The 18,424-nt window shown below is 36.5% G+C and carries 16 protein-coding genes; 1 reads left to right on the top strand and 15 read right to left on the bottom strand.

Going from position 1 to position 18,424, the window contains the following annotated elements:
- Positions 1 to 9: 9 nt before the first annotated feature.
- The gene (locus tag ACEPXD_RS06885; protein ID WP_391121467.1) at positions 10 to 144 is read right to left on the bottom strand and encodes a hypothetical protein; all 135 of its coding nucleotides are present in this window, start codon (positions 142 to 144) and stop codon (positions 10 to 12) included.
- Between the two features lie 98 nt (positions 145 to 242).
- Between ACEPXD_RS06885 and ACEPXD_RS06880 the strand changes: the two genes are divergently transcribed.
- A complete protein-coding gene (locus ACEPXD_RS06880) occupies positions 243 to 1,466 on the top strand; it encodes a CynX/NimT family MFS transporter (RefSeq protein ID WP_391121464.1) in 1,224 nt (407 codons plus the stop codon).
- A gap of 465 nt (positions 1,467 to 1,931) precedes the next feature.
- Here ACEPXD_RS06880 and ACEPXD_RS06875 read toward each other — a convergent pair whose 3' ends face one another.
- The 14 genes from ACEPXD_RS06875 to ACEPXD_RS06810 form a co-directional block, all read right to left on the bottom strand.
- Positions 1,932 to 3,020 (bottom strand): nitric oxide synthase oxygenase, encoded by a 1,089-nt coding sequence (locus ACEPXD_RS06875; protein ID WP_391121461.1) that lies wholly within the window; start codon positions 3,018 to 3,020, stop codon positions 1,932 to 1,934.
- 104 nt (positions 3,021 to 3,124) lie between these two features.
- Entirely contained in the window at positions 3,125 to 4,318 is a 1,194-nt protein-coding gene (locus ACEPXD_RS06870) for an MFS transporter (RefSeq protein WP_391121459.1), read from the bottom strand.
- Between the two features lie 1,212 nt (positions 4,319 to 5,530).
- Entirely contained in the window at positions 5,531 to 5,965 is a 435-nt protein-coding gene (locus ACEPXD_RS06865) for a RicAFT regulatory complex protein RicA family protein (RefSeq protein WP_391121456.1), read from the bottom strand.
- Positions 5,965 to 7,512, bottom strand: coding sequence for a tRNA (N6-isopentenyl adenosine(37)-C2)-methylthiotransferase MiaB (miaB, locus tag ACEPXD_RS06860; RefSeq protein ID WP_391121453.1), 1,548 nt, complete (start codon positions 7,510 to 7,512; stop codon positions 5,965 to 5,967). The genes ACEPXD_RS06865 and miaB overlap by 1 nt, the downstream gene beginning before the upstream one ends.
- Before the next feature lie 149 nt (positions 7,513 to 7,661).
- A complete protein-coding gene (locus ACEPXD_RS06855) occupies positions 7,662 to 8,528 on the bottom strand; it encodes a 2-oxoacid:ferredoxin oxidoreductase subunit beta (protein ID WP_391121451.1) in 867 nt (288 codons plus the stop codon).
- Positions 8,528 to 10,270 (bottom strand): 2-oxoacid:acceptor oxidoreductase subunit alpha, encoded by a 1,743-nt coding sequence (locus ACEPXD_RS06850; protein WP_391121448.1) that lies wholly within the window; start codon positions 10,268 to 10,270, stop codon positions 8,528 to 8,530. Before ACEPXD_RS06850 ends, ACEPXD_RS06855 begins: the two co-directional genes overlap by 1 nt.
- 323 nt (positions 10,271 to 10,593) lie before the next feature.
- The gene (locus ACEPXD_RS06845) at positions 10,594 to 10,860 is read right to left on the bottom strand and encodes a stage V sporulation protein S (protein ID WP_093535025.1); all 267 of its coding nucleotides are present in this window, start codon (positions 10,858 to 10,860) and stop codon (positions 10,594 to 10,596) included.
- Positions 10,861 to 10,945: 85 nt separating this feature from the next.
- A complete protein-coding gene (locus tag ACEPXD_RS06840) occupies positions 10,946 to 11,743 on the bottom strand; it encodes a TIGR00282 family metallophosphoesterase (protein WP_391121444.1) in 798 nt (265 codons plus the stop codon).
- Between the two features lie 56 nt (positions 11,744 to 11,799).
- On the bottom strand, positions 11,800 to 13,356 hold the full coding sequence (rny, locus tag ACEPXD_RS06835) for a ribonuclease Y (RefSeq protein WP_391121441.1): 1,557 nt from the start codon (positions 13,354 to 13,356) through the stop codon (positions 11,800 to 11,802).
- A 195-nt stretch (positions 13,357 to 13,551) separates the two neighbouring features.
- The gene (gene recA / locus ACEPXD_RS06830) at positions 13,552 to 14,613 is read right to left on the bottom strand and encodes a recombinase RecA (protein WP_391121438.1); all 1,062 of its coding nucleotides are present in this window, start codon (positions 14,611 to 14,613) and stop codon (positions 13,552 to 13,554) included.
- Between the two features lie 198 nt (positions 14,614 to 14,811).
- Complete coding sequence (locus tag ACEPXD_RS06825) at positions 14,812 to 16,068, bottom strand: competence/damage-inducible protein A (RefSeq protein ID WP_391121435.1); 1,257 nt, start codon at positions 16,066 to 16,068, stop codon at positions 14,812 to 14,814.
- Between the two features lie 17 nt (positions 16,069 to 16,085).
- Complete coding sequence (pgsA, locus tag ACEPXD_RS06820) at positions 16,086 to 16,664, bottom strand: CDP-diacylglycerol--glycerol-3-phosphate 3-phosphatidyltransferase (protein ID WP_391123069.1); 579 nt, start codon at positions 16,662 to 16,664, stop codon at positions 16,086 to 16,088.
- Between the two features lie 57 nt (positions 16,665 to 16,721).
- Positions 16,722 to 17,573, bottom strand: a complete 852-nt coding sequence (locus ACEPXD_RS06815; protein ID WP_391121432.1) for a helix-turn-helix domain-containing protein — start codon at positions 17,571 to 17,573, stop codon at positions 16,722 to 16,724.
- Positions 17,574 to 17,589: 16 nt separating this feature from the next.
- On the bottom strand, positions 17,590 to 18,396 hold the full coding sequence (locus ACEPXD_RS06810) for a DUF3388 domain-containing protein (protein ID WP_391123066.1): 807 nt from the start codon (positions 18,394 to 18,396) through the stop codon (positions 17,590 to 17,592).
- Between the last annotated feature and the right edge of the window lie 28 nt (positions 18,397 to 18,424).

Below are 18,424 nucleotides of genomic sequence, written 5' to 3'. Positions count from 1 at the left end.
GCCCTTTTGCTACTGCAAGTTGGGATTTGAATATGTGTCCATATTGCCTTTCATCTCGGATGGAGCATCTTTAAGGATATGGTTCATATTTTTTATTATTAATATAGAGATAGCTGGTACGAAACAATCTCCACGTTTTTTCAATTAGTCTACCTCCAGAATCTTTCTATTGAACTTTACTATCAAAAAGTGTTAGTCTTTCATAGTACTAAATATAAATGTTAGCTTAAGGAGAGAATTTTTTGTCAACAAAAACAGAAACAAGAAAAAAAAATACGATCTTATTAATACTAGGAATTATTTTCATATCTTCCACTCTTAGATCACCTCTTACATCGGTAGGACCAATCATTTCTTATATAAAAGATGGACTAGCAATATCAAATGTTTTAGCAGGCTTTATCACCACTATTCCACTTCTTGCATTTGCAGTCATTTCTCCCTTTGCACCTAAAATTGCCCGTCGATTAGGAACGGAAATGACTTTGTTTCTTTCCATTCTATTGTTAATTGGTGGAATTATTATTCGTTCATTAGGAACTACAACTTTATTGCTTATTGGAACTGCATTAATTGGAATCGCAATTTCATTTGGTAATGTATTAATGCCAAGCTTAATTAAACTAAAATTTCCTTTACAAGTTGGTTTATTGACAGGAATTTTTACTGTTTTCATGAATTTAACTGCTGGAATTGGTGCAGGAGTTAGTTATCCTATTGCGGAAGGCACTACTTATGGTTGGCAAGGCGCACTTGGATGTTGGGTAATTTTAGCTATAATAGCAGTGATCGTTTGGATTCCACAAATTACAAAAAGAAAAGAAAACATGGAGATACAAAAAGTATCTTCAACCAAGAAATCTAAGTCGATATTATATTCTCCCTTAACATGGACGATTACCTTATGTATGGGATTACAATCATTAATTTTTTATACTACTGCTGCATGGCTTCCTGAAATTTTGCAATCCGAAGGTATGAAAGCAGAACAATCTGGGTGGATGTTATCCATTATGCAATTTGCGCAGTTACCAATGACATTTCTGATCCCTATCATTGCAGGTCGTTTAAAAGATCAAAGAATACTTGTAGTACTTTATACGGCTTTGTATTTAATTGGTTTCATCGGATTATTATCTGGACCAGCTTCCCTAACTATTGTCTGGATGATTTTTCTCGGTTTAGCAGGAGGAGCATCATTTGGACTAGTCATGATGTTTTTTTCACTTCGCTCTCGAACACCAATCGAAGCAGCCGAGCTTTCTGGGACAGCACAATCTATTGGATACCTTTTGGCAGCAATCGGTCCTGTATTTTTCGGATTTATACATGATGAAACGGCAAGTTGGTTTATTCCGAAAATATTATTTATTGTCATCATTTTAGTTTTATTCGCTTCAGGTATGCAAGCAGGAAGAGATCGTTTTGTTTCTAATGAAAATGAGAAAAGTACAAGCATCCTTTAAGTGCATCTGGTCTTCACCAATTCCTGAGTGCTTTGGACGAAACATCAACTAGACTATTTCCGTTAGAGTTTTTGGATCGTGAAGTGACTACGTCATTTCACGATCCATTTTTTTCGGTAATCTTGTGGCGGGTGTTTGTCCATCTCTCTCTTGGAATATGTACAGACTTGGTGCAATAGGTTTGGTTAATGAGAGATAAAATGCTTTCCTATTCTTTTAAAAGCGGACGAAGATGCAATTTCGTCCGCTTAAGCCTTCTTTATCAATGGATGCTATCTATTTTTTAGGTTCCACTTGCCCTATTGATAAACAATGGAAAGTACTAGTTCATTATTTCTTAGAAGCATATTTTCTTTCCTAATTGCACGGTTGATTGCAGCCGAGATTAACCTGTTCCTGGCATGAAAATTTATATACTTTATTAAAAAAAGAGGAATCAGCAAACTTATATGCTGATTCCTCTTTTTAATATGGAGATGACTGGTAAAAATAATTTGGAGTTTTCTTTTCATTATTATAGGGCTTGTGAAAAATATGTGTTGTTCCAGGTGATAAAGGTGGAATTAGCCAAGTCCAGTTTCCTGTCACATCACGTCCTGCGTCACTTTCATTTACTTCAAACCTTTTAAATTGTTGAGCGGCAGTATGATGATCTACGATGCTTACTCCGTCTTCCTTATAGGAAAATAATACCGCCGCATTTAGTTCTACTAATGCACGATCCTTCCAAAGGGAAGCATTGGATTTCGTGTTTAGTCCCATTTTCTCTGCAATTGTGGGTAGCATATTATAGCGGTTATCATCTGCCAAGTTACGGGCACCAATTTCCGTTCCCATATACCAACCGTTGAATGGGGCTGATGGATATGTAATACCTCCAACTTCTAGTTTCATACTTGAAATTATTGGAACTGCATACCACTTAACTTGCAGTTCCTCCAACCACTTGTGTTCCGGGTGACGAATTGGCACTTCTAGAATATATTCTTTTGGAATCTCAAATAATTTAGGCTGATTATTCTTTGTTTGAATGACAAGTGGCAATACATCAAACCGTTCGTTGTTACCTTTCCACCCAAGTTCCTGGCATTTTTTCGTAAACTCTATCGAATCTGGATCACCAATTATTCCTTTTTCCGTTTCATAACCTGCATAGCGAATTAATTGATGGTTCCAGATACGAATATCATGAGGTGAGAATAGGCTAATTGTCGGTCGAATTCTTCCTTCATTTGTCGCAAACTGAATGTGCTCTAGTAATGCTTTGAATATTTCTTCCTCCGTATGTAAGTCTCGTTTATCAATAACGTTCAAACTTTGCCAAAATAATCGACCTATACATTTATTACTATTACGCCATGCCATTTTAGCACCGTATGTAATTTCTTCAATCGTTTGTTCGTAACTTCCATATTTTACAATCTGGATCTCTATCTCCAGTAAACGAGACTGCATTTCCTGCTCCGATTGGCCCGTTTCATCATAAAAAGTTCGTATAAAATCCTCTGCTTCTTTTAACATAACTGTCATCCCTCCTGCAACTTCTTCCATCATAGAAGAAATGGTTTAGAACAAACAAGTCCCAAGTTCTATCAAGTTGTGAGGAATTTATGACACGAAAGAAAGAGTGCCTACTTGTTGACACTCTTCTAAAGAAATTATACGAATAATTTTTTGTTTCGATATGCAATAATACTTACTATTGCCAATAATAATCCTGAAAATATAAATACAGCACGCACGCCTAAAAAATCTGCAAGCAGTCCAATTACTAATGAAGAAACTCCAAAAATTCCAGTTACAACTGTTCCCATAGATGTATAAACAGTTACTAATTTTTCAACAGGAATACTTCTTTGAATAATCGTTCCTTGTGGAATATTTTTAAGCTGACCAAACAAACCAATACCAAACGACAAAATTAACGCTATAACAGGATGGCTTGTTGTACCAAATAGTATAGTTAAGATACTAGAGATTATGACTCCCACGAAAATAAAGAGGTACTTATATTGATCAACAAGATGAGGGAATTTAATACAATATAGACTACCTATTAATAACCCAATAAAGAATGAACCATTTATTAAGCCCCACCATTGTTCTCCTACATGTAGTGCTTGCTCGACAAATACATAAACAATTGCAGCAATCCACACCGTTCCAGCAATAGTTTCTATAATGTCCATTTGGACTATTTTTTTCAGAACTGGAGTTGCTCCAATACTTTTCCACCCTCCGGTGAGCTGTTCCCAAAGTTTTTGTTTTTCTTTGTCGACATAATCCACGTGTTGAATGAAGGTCAAAAATACACAGGACAGCATAAATAGTAAACTTACAATGCCTATTAATTGAATAGAGCTTATAACGAGCAATAAAAGACCACCGAAAAGCCAACCACCTATTTGAATCATTTGTATAAGCGACTCAGCAATACTATTTGCTTTGATTAACTGTACATCTTCTACATAATACGGAATAAGAGTATGCAAAATCGGATTCGCACAGCCATCTAGAAATGCTATTCCAGCAATGATGAAAAAGATAAAATAATAATTCTTATCTTGTAAAAACAGTAAAAGAAAAGCACCTAATCCCACCAGTAAAACGGTTTTTCCAATTTGCGATGCTAATAACACCGATTTTAAACGCCACTTGCCAATTACTAATGGTGTAATAATACTAGAAATGAACATCGCGGAAGTAATTGTAAATGGAACAAATGCAGCAACAGTTGCAGAGCCCGTTAACTTGTATAAAACACTAATGATGCTAACGATATAAAATACATCACCTAGATTAGCTAAAGATTGGCCAAGCATTAAAAAACGAAAATTTTTATTTAATTTCATTATAATCCCCCATTAATTCAAGATGTATATTGAATGTATTTTAGGGGATCAAATTGGACAATTCATTAAAAAACTCCTTTACCTTGAAGCAAGATGAAGAACCTCCGGGGGATATAAAAGTTCTTTCACGGCCTTGCATAATAGTTTATCCTCATTATAACGAATTGTTTATACTACTTAAACAACTAGGGCTTAAAGTTCAGAAACGATAATTACTATACGTTTGAATTTATTTAAACGTATAGTATGGATATGTTTCTATAATTATTTCAGATAGATGAAATAATTATAGAAAACAAGAAAAGCGCAAGCGCCCTTTAAGTGCACCTTGTCTTCTCTATTTCTAGAGTGCTTTGGACGAAACATTTGCTCCTGCGATTACTCGTCGCAAAAAGAATTTTGGCTACACTATTACCGCAGGAATTTTTGTGGATGGAGAAGTGACTGCGTCACTTCTCCATCCACTTTTTTTCGATAATCTTGTGGCGGATGTTTGTCCGTCGCCTTCTTGAAATTTGTAGAGACAAGGTGCGTAAGGTTTGGTTAATGAGAGATTAGATACTTTCCTATTTTTTTAAAAGCGGACGAAGATGCAATTTCGTCCGCTCAGCGCTTCTTTATCAATGAATACTACCTATTTTTTTCAGGCCCACCAATTCTAATCATCTACCCGCTGATTCATGTATACTGTGTACGATAAAAGTAAAAACATATAGGAAATCCTGCTTAAGGAAGACACCATTAAAATCACTTCAGGTCTTTGTGAATACTGGATTTCTAGTATATAAATTTCATATACTTTCTTATTAGGAACTACTCACTTAATGGATTGTAGTGAAAGGTGGCAACTCCAGACGGAGGCCAACAGGATGTTGGTCACGAAGGCGTTGCCACACGATGTGGCGCTCTTAGCCTTCGTTCCTCGGAGACAGGTGTCACCATCGCAAACGTGAATGCGGCGCCCCCGCGGAACGCGTCCACCTGAAACGGAAATCCGCGGTATTCTTTAATTCTTTAAAGTACTATGAACACTGGTTTCGCAGGTTGATAATCCATATACTTTCTTATCTTTTTAAAAAACTACTCGCAAATAAAAACGTACGCTATTAATGGCATGTATTACCCCTGGTTTCCCTAGAATTTTAATAGTTCTTATGCAACAAAAAAAACGTACACTCATCACATAGATTAGTGTACGTTTTCTTCATTTATTTATGAACAACTACCTGGTGTAGAGTTTCTTACTTGTGAACCTGTTTCACCTCTAAGCAAATCTCCATCTGTTGCTTCAATAATTTGATTGGTAACAGTGTTGGAGATCGAGTTTGCAACCATTTGTAGAAGACCGTTTACATCTCCTTGAGATTGTTTAAACTCTTGAACAATTGGTAGTTCGTCAATTTCTGCTTCAATTGCTTCAATCTTTCCTTCAATCAATTTTAATGCTTTTTCTTTCCCTAAATGTTGAAAGTTTACTGCTTGTTTTTGTAAGCTTTTTAGACTAGCAATTTTTTCACGAACGGTTTGATTTTCATTGATTTGCGCTTCTGCACGCTTAAAGAAGTCCACTTCTTCTGTGTTTGCAATCATTGTAGCAATTTCTCTTGCTTTTTCAATAATATCATCTTTTGTATACTTTGTAGTCATTATATTCCCACCTTTTGCTCATTTGGTACTTCCACTAGTTCTCCAGTAAGTGACCATGTTTTTGCATCCGTAATTTTCACTTGAACGAGTTGACCAACAATTTCTTTTGGTCCTTTAAAGTTTACTAGCTTACTTTTTCTTGTGTATCCTGCTAGAACATCCGGATTATTCTTACTTTCTCCTTCTACTAACACTTCCACTATTTGTCCATCATGCTTTTTCATTGCTTCCGCAGACATGTCATTTACAAGTTTATTTAGTCGCTGTAATCGCTCTTTTTTCACTTCCATTGGAACATTATCTACCATTTTAGCAGCTGGAGTACCTTCCCTTGGAGAATAAATATACGTATACGCAATTTCGAAACCTACCTCTTTATATAAAGACATCGTTTCTTCGAATTGCTCATCAGTTTCATTCGGGAATCCTACAATAATGTCCGTAGTTAAAGATGCATTTGGAATGGCAGTTTTTATTTTACGAACAAGTTCTAAATAATGCTCACGGGAATATTTACGCGCCATAATTTTCAAAATCTCAGAAGAACCTGACTGAACAGGTAAATGAATATGATCGACTAAGTTTCCGCCTTTTGCAAGCACTTCAATCAAATGATCGTCAAAGTCTCTTGGGTGGCTCGTCATGAAACGAATACGTGCTACATCGATTTTTCGAAGATCATCCATTAAATCGCCAAAGCGATAATCTAAATCTTCAAAGTCTTTTCCGTATGCGTTCACGTTTTGGCCTAGTAATGTAACTTCTTTATAACCTTGCGCTGCAAGATGTCTAATTTCTTGAATAATATCTTCTGGTCGTCGACTACGTTCTTTTCCTCGTGTGTATGGGACGATACAATATGTACAGAACTTATCACAACCATACATAATATTAACCCAAGCTTTAATAGAACCTTTTCTCACTCGCGGCAAGTTTTCGATCACGTCGCCTTCTTTAGACCAAACTTCTACGACCATTTCTTTCGAAAGATATGCTTCATTTAAAATGTTAGGCAGACGATGAATATTATGTGTTCCAAAAATCATATCTACTTGGTTATATGTTTTTAGAATTTTATTGACCACAGACTCTTCTTGAGACATACATCCACAAACTCCGATTAATACATCCGGATTGTTTTGTTTCAAATGCTTTAAATGACCAAGCTCTCCGAATACTTTATTTTCCGCGTTCTCACGGATTGCACATGTGTTTAAAAGAATAACATTTGCATCGTCCACAGTTTCGGTTGGTTCATATCCAAGTTGCATGAATATACCAGCCATTACCTCTGTATCGTGTTCATTCATTTGACAGCCATATGTGCGTATATAAAATTTGCGATTTTGCCCCATACCTCTAAATTCTTCGGCAATGGCAAAGTCATTATGGTAAGCTACTTCTTCTTTTCCTCGTTTTTTCGCTTCTTTTAAAGATGGAGGCGTGTATATTGCTTGAAAATATTTACTATAATCCTTTTCGGATTTTTTGTCCGGAGAATTGGGGTCTTTCACTTGACTACTAAGTAAACGTGATTCTTCGTTCATGAGAACGCTCCTTTCGTACATTCGTATAAAAATACGAATATCCATCCTACTATTATACTGAATAGCAGTCTATTGCTACAAGGTATTACCCTTAAAAGTTGTTAATTAGACATAAAAAGACCACCAATTTGCATCGGCAGTCTTACATATTACATAAAATCTTGCAATAAAACGTTAAATTCTTCTTCACTCATTTTTAAATTTTGATCAGCAAGTGGATTTTCTGCATATCCTGGAACTTGTTCTTGATAAGATGGAGCATGTTGGTTTTGATAAATGATACCTGTTACAAGACCTTCTTTTTCCATTACTACTTGCATTGCTTCTTCCCGATTCGTATGATCATAACCTTCTATATTAGAAAGCTTCGTTAAATGTTCTTTAAACCAATCATACGTATTTACTTTGTTGTATGTTACACATGGACTAAACACATTAATAAATGAAAAACCTTTATGGTTAATCCCCGCTTCAATAATCGCAGTTAGTTCTTTAATATCGGATGAAAATCCTTGTGCAACGAACGTAGCACCAGAAGTAAGTGCTAATTCAAGCGGTTTAAGGGAAGGCTCAATCGCTCCTCCTGGAGTAGATTTCGTTTTAAACCCCTCTGCCGAGCGAGGAGAAGTTTGCCCTTTAGTTAATCCGTAGATTTGGTTATCCATTACGACATAGGTTATATCGATATTACGACGAATGGAATGAATCGTATGTCCAAGTCCAATGGCAAAACCGTCACCGTCTCCCCCAGATGCGATGACGTGTAAATCTTTATTTGCCATTTTTAAACCTTGAGCAATTGGAAGTGCTCTCCCGTGAATACCATGAAACCCATAAGAATGAATATATCCTGAAATACGACCTGAACAGCCAATACCAGAGATTACTGCTAATTCATGAGGCTGAATACCAACATTTGCAGCCGCACGTTGAATAGCTGCTTGAACAGAAAAGTCACCACAACCTGGGCACCAGTTTGGTTTTACATTATTACGAAAATCTTTAAACGTTACCATTAGTTAAGCAACTCCTTTACTTGTTTTTCAAGCTGTAATGGTAAGAAAGGCGTTCCATCGTACTTCGTTACATTAATTACTTTATCATGTCCGCCAACATTCATTTTTAATATGTTGGCAAGTTGGCCTGTAGCATTATTTTCAACAACGACTATTTTTTTTGCATTTGCTACTAGAGCTTCCATTTCTTTTATCGGGAATGGATGAATTAATCGAATATGTGCATGGTTCACTTTCATTCCTTGCGAAATAAGTGTCTGCTGTAATTCTTCTAACACGCCTCTTGTAGAATTAAATCCAACGAATAAAATATCTGCATCTTCATAAGGAGCATTTACATAAACAGGTTCACTGAAATTGATATGCTTTAACTTACCTAAACGTTTGTCCATTTGTAATATACGATTTGTTGCAGCTTCAGAAGGTTTTCCTGTTTCATCATGTTCTACACCAGTTACGTGGTGGATTGCATGCTCCGTCCCTGGAAGTACTCGAGGTGAAACACCATCTTCTGTTACTTCATAACGTTTGAAATACGATTTATCTTCTGTCGGTGGAATTTCTTCGTTTTGAATTAATTTACCACGTCGAATTTCAATTTTAGAATAGTCAAATGGCTCCACTGTTTGTTTCCCAAGAGAAAGTTGTAGATCTGATAAAATAATTACAGGACATTGTAATTCTTCTGCTATATTAAATGCTTGAATCGTATCAAAAAAGGCTTCTTCGCCTGTACTTGGTGCAATAACCACTTTAGGAATTTCACCATGCGTACCGTAAATCATTTGCATTAAATCGGATTGTTCTTGTTTGGTTGGAAGGCCTGTTGATGGGCCACCACGCTGTGTATCGACAATTACAAGCGGTTGCTCTGTCATACCTGATAATCCAATTGCCTCCATCATAAGTGATAATCCTGGTCCTGCTGAAGCAGTAAATGCACGTACTCCACCGTAGTTTGAACCAATTGCCATCGTTGCGGCTGCAATCTCATCTTCTGTTTGAATAACCGCTCCACCAAATAACGGCAGCTTCTTAATCATGTATTCCATAATTTCAGATGCTGGCGTGATTGGATACGCTGCCATGAATCGAACACCCGCTGTTAATGCCCCAAGTGCAATCGCGTCATTTCCAATCATGAACATACGATGCTTACCGTCAGCAGCAACAAGTTCCCATTCCCCTATACGATCGCCTAATTGCTCCGCCATAATATCAAAACCTTGTTGAATCGCTTGCATATTTTTTTCTACTACTTCTGTTCCTTTTTTACCAAAGATCTCGTCTACTACTCCTTGGAACACTGCTTTATCTAAATTCAATAAAGCGGAAGTTGCTCCTATAGCTACCATGTTTTTCATTAAAGACGTACCAAGTTCTGCAGCAATTTCTGTAAAAGGTACAATGTACATTGGTGCAAGACAGTCTTCTGGTGAAACTGGTGAGAATTTAGCATCGGCTAAGATAACACTTTTTTCGGTAAGCTCTTTGTAATTAACATCTATTGTCTCTTGATCGAATGCTACAAGTATATCTAGATCATCCGGAATTGTACGGACTTGCGTTGGTCGTACACAGATTTTATTATTCGTGTGTCCACCTTTAATACGAGAAGAGAAATGACGATATCCGTAGAGGTAATACCCTAGGCGATTCATCGCCATGGAGAAAATCTCCCCAGTACTTTCAATACCCTCTCCTTGCTGCCCGCCTACTTTCCATGAAAGTTGTTGCAACATACTAACATCTCCTTACTATCTGGTTAAATGCTTTTTTCCTTCATAAGTTTATCATGAAGTACTCAGAATCACTATGTTTTCTCCCTATTTTTTCATGAAGTTCAGACCTTTGACGGAATTACCTCGTCACAATATATTCAGAATATCATTATGTATGGATTCTTTTAAACAAAAATGAAGTCGCTACTGATAACAATAGCGACTTCGGATTATGTTAATATTTAAACTGAAAGGTGAAACCTCCTACTGCTTACTATGCGCTGTTCAGTCGAAGTAACCTAAATTCATCACAATAATGAAAACACATATTCAAAAGTCTAAAGTTATTTCGACCTTTTTTCTACTAATAATTTCAAAGCCGTTCGATCTTCACCTGAAATTACAATATCTGTGAAAGCAGGTGAACAAGTCAAATCAGTACCACTAGGTGCAACAAATCCTCTTGCAATTGCAATTGCTTTAATTGCCTGATTTAATGCGCCTGCTCCTACTGCTTGCATCTCTGCATACCCTTGTTCTCTTATTACTGCAACTAATGCACCTGCAACTGAATTTGGGTTGGAACGAGAAGATACTTTTAAAGAATCCACTATCATTTCTCCTTTTATCGCTAGATTATGAACTTGCTTGCGTCCATAATCTAACTTATGCTAAAAGGATTTTTTTTAGACTCTTTTACCCTTTAAACGGGTAATCATCATTTATATAAACACGTTCTTGATGAATAGCTTTTCCCGTAGAATCATTTACTTCTACAAAAAAACCACTCAATACGGAACGACCAGTTTTTGGAACTTCAAAACGAGTGGGCATATTCGTTTGGAAACGATATAAAACATCCTCTTTTTTCATACCTAAAACCTCGTCGTAAGGACCAGTCATTCCAACATCTGTAATATATGCTGTTCCTCCTGGCAAAATCCGTGAATCAGCTGTCTGAACATGTGTATGCGTTCCTACCACAACAGAAGCTTTACCATCTAAATGCCAACCAAATGCAATTTTTTCACTTGTTGCTTCCGCATGAAAATCTACGAAGATGATGGGAGATATTTTTTTTGCTTCTTCTACTAACTCCGTTGCTTTCTTAAACGGATCGTCGTGTGGAGGTAAAAAAGTTCTTCCATGCATATTGATAACGGAAATAGTTTGTCCATTTTTCGAAATGGTCGTCATTCCTTTACCAGGAGCTTCTTCAGAAAAATTTGCAGGACGGATTAAATAATCTGTGTCATCAATAAAGTCCATAATTTCTTTCTGATCCCAAGTATGATTACCCATTGTTACCACATCTACACCTATATGTAATAATGATTGGAAAATACTTTTCGTAATCCCTCTCCCTGCCGCAGCATTTTCTCCATTTGCAATAACTACATCCGGCGCATATTTTCTTTTTAATCTTGGCAAATAACTCTCCAATGTATCTCTTCCTATAGAACCAACAATGTCACCTATAAATAATATTTTCATTTGTTTACTCCAATCCTTTCACGAAAAAAAGGCTTCTTAACGAAGCCTTTTTTCTATTATTTTGCGTATTCTACCGCTCTAGTTTCCCGAATAACTGTTACTTTAATATGACCAGGATAATCTAGTTCTTCTTCAATTCGCTTACGGATATCTCTTGCCAAACGATGTGCAGTTAAATCATCAATTTGGTCAGGACGAACCATAATACGAATCTCTCTTCCTGCTTGTATTGCGAAAGATTTTTCAACGCCTTCGTACGATTCTGAAATTTCTTCTAGTTTCTCCAAACGACGAATGTAGTTTTCTAGTGTTTCACTTCTAGCCCCAGGACGAGCAGCAGACAGTGCATCTGCAGCTGCTACAAGTACGGCGATAACAGAAGTAGCTTCCGTGTCGCCATGATGGGAAGCAATACTGTTAATCACAACAGGATGCTCTTTATACTTGGTTGCTAGTTCTACACCAATTTCTACATGACTTCCTTCCACTTCATGGTCAATTGCTTTCCCAATATCGTGAAGTAATCCAGCGCGTCTTGCAAGTGTTACATCTTCTCCAAGCTCTGCTGCTAGTAATCCAGCTAAAAATGCTACTTCAGTAGAATGCTTTAATACATTTTGACCGTAGCTTGTACGATAGCGGAGTCTACCTAAAATCTTCATAAGGTCTGGATGTAGATTGTGAATACCCATGTCAAATGTTGTTTGTTCACCAATCTCGCGGATTTGCTCATCCACTTCTCTTCTAGATTTTTCTACCATTTCTTCAATACGTGCTGGGTGAATGCGTCCATCTTGTACTAATTTTTCAAGTGCTAAACGGGCAGTCTCTCTACGTATAGGGTCAAATCCTGATAGAATAACAGCTTCTGGCGTATCATCAATAATTAAGTCAATTCCTGTTAAAGTTTCTAACGTACGAATGTTTCGACCTTCACGACCAATGATGCGACCTTTCATCTCATCGTTTGGTAAATTAACAACGGAAACGGTTGTTTCTGCTACATGATCAGCTGCAAAACGTTGTAATGCAAGCGAAAGGATTTCACGAGATTTTTTGTCAGACTCTTCTTTTGCACGAGTTTCCGACTCTTTTGTCATTACAGCTATGTCAGTTGCTAGCTCATTTTCTACTTCTTGAAGAATAATCGACTTCGCTTCTTCACGTGATAAGGTAGAAACTCTTTCAAGTTCGCTTTTTTGCATTCCAACTAGCTCGTCCACTTTGCTTTCCTTCTGTTCGATATGCTGTTGTCTTTCAGTTAGAGCATCTTCTTTACGCTCAAGACTTACTTCTCTCTTGTTTAGAGCATCATCCTTACGATCAAGATTCTCTTCTCTTTGTACTAACCGATTTTCCTGTTTTTGCAGTTCCATACGGCGTTCACGGATGTCAGATTCAGCTTCATTTCGTAATTGGTGAGTTTCATCTTTAGCTTCTAACAGTGCTTCTTTCTTCAAAGCTTCTGCTTCTCGCTTTGCTTCATCTAAGATGAGTGCAGAAGATTGTTTTGCACCGGTCACTTTTGAATCGTTCACTTTTTTCAGATATTTATAACTAACAAAGGCACCAACAATCAGACTAAGCAAAGCGGAGATGATAATTCCTAACATTCGAACACCCCCTATTGCTATACTTTTTAAAGTTTCAATCGGCACATATATACTATTGTATAAATGTATTGCCTATTCATCTTTTATTAAAGAAATTATACAATTTTAATTGTATAGATGTAGAAATACTCTGTCAAGGAAACGAAAGGAATATATAAAAAAAATCTCCCAATAATTGAGAGACTTTTCAATATTTTATTCTTCCGTTAATAATAATTCAAATTCTTCATCGTCTTCTACCTCATGTGCAGCAATTGTTAAGGAACTAGCAGTCATTCCCATAGATTCACGTATTTTAGCAGCTATTTCATTCTTCGCTGTTGGATTCTCTTTTAGGAATTGTTTCGCATTTTCTCTACCTTGACCAATGCGTTCTTCATTGTATGCATACCAAGAACCACTTTTTTGTACAATATCCATATCTGAACCTATATCGATAATTTCTCCTTCTTGAGAAATTCCTTCACCATACATAATATCTACTTCTGCAGTTTTAAATGGAGGTGCTACTTTGTTTTTTACTACTTTAATCTTTGTTTTATTACCTACAATATCAGTTCCTTGTTTAATCGCTTCTGCACGTCTAACTTCTAAACGTACCGAACTATAGAACTTAAGTGCACGTCCACCTGGTGTTACTTCTGGATTTCCAAACATTACACCTACTTTTTCACGAATTTGATTGATGAAAATAGCTATAGTGTTTGATTTGTTAATAGCACCAGAAAGCTTACGTAATGCTTGTGACATTAAACGAGCTTGAAGACCAATATGTGAATCTCCCATTTCTCCTTCGATTTCTGCTTTCGGTACTAAAGCAGCAACAGAGTCAATTACTAAAATTTCCACAGCACCACTTCGTACTAATGCCTCTGCAATTTCAAGTGCTTGCTCTCCTGTATCAGGTTGAGACAAAAGTAACTCATCAATATTTACACCTAGTTTTTGTGCATAAACTGGGTCTAATGCATGCTCTGCATCAATAAAAGCTGCTTGCCCACCAGTTTTTTGTATTTCTGCAATGGCATGAAGAGCTACAGTTGTTTTACCGGAACTTTCCGGACCATATATTTCAATAATACGACCTCTTGGATATCCACCTATTCCTAATGCGGCATCAAGTGCTAAAGAGCCACTAGAAGAAGTAGAAATCTCTCTATCTGTCTTTTCTCCAAGTCTCATAATTGAACCTTTACCAAATTGTTTCTCTATTTGTTTTAAAGCCATTTCTAAAGCTGCTTTACGATCATTTGCCAACTGTATTTCCTCCTCAAAAGAAAGTCTGATTTTATTTCTATCTCTACTATACTAGGTATTTGAGAAATATACAAGAAAAAAGCGAACGTTTATTCGTTATTTTTTCCATCAATTTCATTTTAGAAGCTAAAAACAGTCCAAAATTCAATTTTGAACCGTTTTTGATGCTGAAAATTCTATTTTGATAGGGTGATCATGTTAAATTGTTTTATATCCTTGTTCACTTAACAATTGGATTAAATAATGGATGGTAAACTTCACAGCTCTCAATCTGTTGGTGTTTCTCATTCCTGAAAGGTTTAGCATGTATGAAACAGGGGTCAAATCGTTCAATACAATGCCTATCCAAACAGTACCAGCAGGCTGTCCACCGTGTGCATCTGGACCAGCTGCTCCTGTAATACCAATCCCAATGTTCGTTCCAAACTTTTCTTTAATACGCATCGCCATGGCTTCTGCACATTCACTAGATACAACACCATATTCGGTAATAACTTGTTTTTTAACTCCGAGTTTCTCCACTTTTATATCTTCAGTATAAGTTATCATACCACCCACTAATACTGCTCCCATTCCAGGAATTGATGCAAGCTCTGATTGAAATAATCCTGCAGTCATACTTTCCGCAGCAGAAATAGTTAAATGATTTTCGCTTAATATTTCCTGCAGTTTAGAGGCAAGAGAGTCATTGTTATACCCATACACGAATTTTCCTACTCGATTGAAAATCTCATTTTGAAGCATTTCAATTTTCCCCCATGCCTCTTCCTCTGTATTACTCTTAGCAGTAAGTCGTAAAGTAACTTCTCCATCTGAAGCAAGTGGTGCTAATGTTGGATTCAATTGATTTTCCAATAAGTCCTGCACTTTTGTTTCGAGTTCCGCTTCACCAATTCCATAAAAACGCATAACATGCGATAAAATGATGGTTTCTCCATTTAACAGTTTTTGAAGTAGTGGCTTCGCTTCAAATTGGAACATTGGCTCCATTTCTTTTGGAGGACCTGGTAGTAGCATATAAAAGTGTTTATCTACTGTCAGCAACATTCCTGGTGCCATTCCATGCTTATTAGATAGTACAGTACATCCATCTAATACTAATGCCTGCTTTTTATTGTTTTCTGTCATTTCGCGATTCATTCTTTTGAAAAACTCTTCAATGTATTTTAAGGCATGTTCGTTCATGATTAATTTTTTATTCAAGTATGTAGCGATCGTTTCTTTTGTTAAATCATCTTTAGTTGGACCTAATCCGCCAGTGAAAATGATTAAATCCGCACGTTGTTCTGCTAGTTTAATGGTTTCAAATAATCGTTTGGAATTATCACCCACGACTGTGTGATAATACACATCAATCCCAAGCTCGGCTAATTGAGAAGAAATAAATCGTGCATTTGTATTGGAAATTTGCCCTAATAATAATTCTGAACCAACTGCAATGATCTCTGCTTTCATCGACTCAATCTTCCTTCCTACTTCGAATCCAATAACACTTTACGGTTTAAATAGAAGTAATCAAAGCCAGACCATAAAGTAAATGCGAGACAAACATATAACATAATCATGTCAAAAGGGATGGAGAACATCTCAAAGAAAACATTTCCTAATAACAACGAAGATATTGCAACGATTTGCGTCCACATTTTAATTTTACCCAACATATTGGCAGCAACAACTTCGCCTTCGTTTGCAAGGATTAAGCGCAGTCCAGTAACTGCAAATTCGCGACTAATTATTAAGATTACTACCCAAGCAGGAGCAATTCCAAACTGGACTAATAGGATGAGTGCAGCTGAAACAAGTAGTTTATCTGCTAGTGGATCTAAAAATTTCCCCATATTCGTTACTAAATTATATTTTCGAGCATAATAGCCATCAATAAAATCCGTAATCGAAGCAATGATAAAAATAATAGCTCCAATTAACTGTCCTATAGGGATAGTTGCACCAAGAAAACTTACATTTCCCCAGTTAAAATCTACAAGCATAAAAAACATAAATATGGGGATTAAAAAAATACGAAACATTGAAATTTGATTGGGAACATTCATTTTCATCTGCAGTAAGCTCCTTTCGTTTTTCAAACAAAATAGCCATCTTATAGATGACTATTTGTTGAACTGTATTACTAAATTTTGAGTGGTCTTAGTTGTTGGAAATTCGACTAATTGCTCATTTATATATACCATATTACCAGGTGTATGACCAACTCGAACACGAATTCGTGATAAAGCACTTGCATCAAACTCAAATGTTTCACCAGCATTAACCGCTTTGTCCACTAAAATCATATTGTCTTGGTCTCTAATGTTCAACCAAGTATTATTAGCGACTACCACTTTCAGATCATATTTTTCAGCACCAGTTAAGTCAAAAGTAGATGTTGGCCCTTGCGTTTCAATAAATGTTAACTGTTGCTCAGGCTTCGGCTCTTCTATTACTACTTCTTCTTCCTGAGGTTTTTCTTCTTCAACAGGTGCAACTGTATTATTTTTTTCCGGCTGTGGTTTTATATCCATTGTTAAATCATTGCCTGAGTCGACTTGCACCGGCTCGTTTTTCGGAGAATTTTGAAATAAAAACCATAAAATAACGATAATTGCGATGACAAACAGGACTACGACTATCATTGGAAAAACTTCCATGAACTTATTAGACGAACGACCGCTTAACGACCTTCTAGTAGGCGTTGGTGGAATATTTTTGGAAACATCTTCATTCGATGGAGCAGGAATTTCTGTTTTATACATTTCTAAAAGCTCGTCCCCATTTAAACCAACTGCTTCTGCATATTGCTTTATAAAAGCACGCACATAGAAAGAACCCGGCATCGTTTCATAGTTACCTTCTTCTATTCCCGTTAGATATCTTTTTTGGATTTTTGTGATTTCTTGTAAATCATCAATACTATATCCTTTTGCTTTTCTCGCTTCTTTTAAGCGAGACCCAAGTTCTGTCAACTAAAACACCTACCCATTAAAAATTAAATCCACCAAATCCGCCAAATCCACTTGTACCTTTGTCGGACATTCCGTGGTTTTTCTCCATCATCTCATACGTAAATTCTTCTTCTGGACTATGACGAAGTTCAATTATATAGTCAAAATCATCAATCGAATATTCGGAATGCTGGATAAACATGTCCGGGTGCTCTACTACTTTAATAGTAGGCATTCGCATCATTTCTCTCACTAACATTTGATGCTTTTCATCATTTGAATTTCTTGTCACAATACCGTCTAATATGAAAATATTGCGATCACTAAACTCGTCACCAGCAAGCTGACTTCTAATTGTTTGCTTAATCATTGTGGATGAAAGAAATATCCACTTCTTATTTGCACATACACTTGCAGCAACAACTGATTCTGTCTTACCTACACGCGGCATTCCTCTAATTCCGATTAACTTATGGCCTTCTTGTTTAAATATTTCCGCCATAAAATCTACTAGCAAACCAAGTTCATCTCGAACAAAACGAAATGTTTTTTTATCATCGGCATCGCGTTGTATATATCTACCATGTCGAACTGCTAGACGATCTCTAAGCTTAGGTTCTCTAAACTTAGTTAATTGAATCGTTTCCATTGTAGAAGCAATATGCTCAAATCGTTCGATATTTTCTTTTTTTTCTGCTTTAATTAGCATTCCACGACGTCCTTCGTCCACACCATTAATCGTTACAATATTAACTCTAAGCATACCAAGTAAAGAAGCAATATCTCCAAGAAGTCCTGGACGATTTATCTGGATTTCGTATTCAAAAAACCACTCACTTGCCATAATATATCTGTCCTCTCTATTTAGATGA

It is taken from the genome of Psychrobacillus sp. L3, assembly GCF_042945595.1.
Taxonomy (GTDB): Bacteria; Bacillota; Bacilli; order Bacillales_A; family Planococcaceae; genus Psychrobacillus.
The sequence above is the reverse complement of the archived record's forward strand: the minus strand, read 5'-3'. Positions and strand labels throughout refer to the sequence as shown.

What these genes read in the sequence shown, in the direction of transcription:
- ACEPXD_RS06875 (WP_391121461.1), bottom strand. Translation starts at nt 3,020, where the DNA reads ATGATGGAAGAAGTTGCAGGAGGGATGACAGTTATGTTAAAAGAAGCA.
- ACEPXD_RS06870 (WP_391121459.1), bottom strand. Translation starts at nt 4,318, where the DNA reads ATGAAATTAAATAAAAATTTTCGTTTTTTAATGCTTGGCCAATCTTTA.
- ACEPXD_RS06865 (WP_391121456.1), bottom strand. Translation starts at nt 5,965, where the DNA reads ATGACTACAAAGTATACAAAAGATGATATTATTGAAAAAGCAAGAGAA.
- miaB (WP_391121453.1), bottom strand. Translation starts at nt 7,512, where the DNA reads ATGAACGAAGAATCACGTTTACTTAGTAGTCAAGTGAAAGACCCCAAT.
- ACEPXD_RS06855 (WP_391121451.1), bottom strand. Translation starts at nt 8,528, where the DNA reads ATGGTAACGTTTAAAGATTTTCGTAATAATGTAAAACCAAACTGGTGC.
- ACEPXD_RS06850 (WP_391121448.1), bottom strand. Translation starts at nt 10,270, where the DNA reads ATGTTGCAACAACTTTCATGGAAAGTAGGCGGGCAGCAAGGAGAGGGT.
- ACEPXD_RS06840 (WP_391121444.1), bottom strand. Translation starts at nt 11,743, where the DNA reads ATGAAAATATTATTTATAGGTGACATTGTTGGTTCTATAGGAAGAGAT.
- rny (WP_391121441.1), bottom strand. Translation starts at nt 13,356, where the DNA reads ATGTTAGGAATTATCATCTCCGCTTTGCTTAGTCTGATTGTTGGTGCC.
- ACEPXD_RS06825 (WP_391121435.1), bottom strand. Translation starts at nt 16,068, where the DNA reads ATGAAAGCAGAGATCATTGCAGTTGGTTCAGAATTATTATTAGGGCAA.
- pgsA (WP_391123069.1), bottom strand. Translation starts at nt 16,664, where the DNA reads ATGAATGTTCCCAATCAAATTTCAATGTTTCGTATTTTTTTAATCCCC.
- ACEPXD_RS06810 (WP_391123066.1), bottom strand. Translation starts at nt 18,396, where the DNA reads ATGGCAAGTGAGTGGTTTTTTGAATACGAAATCCAGATAAATCGTCCA.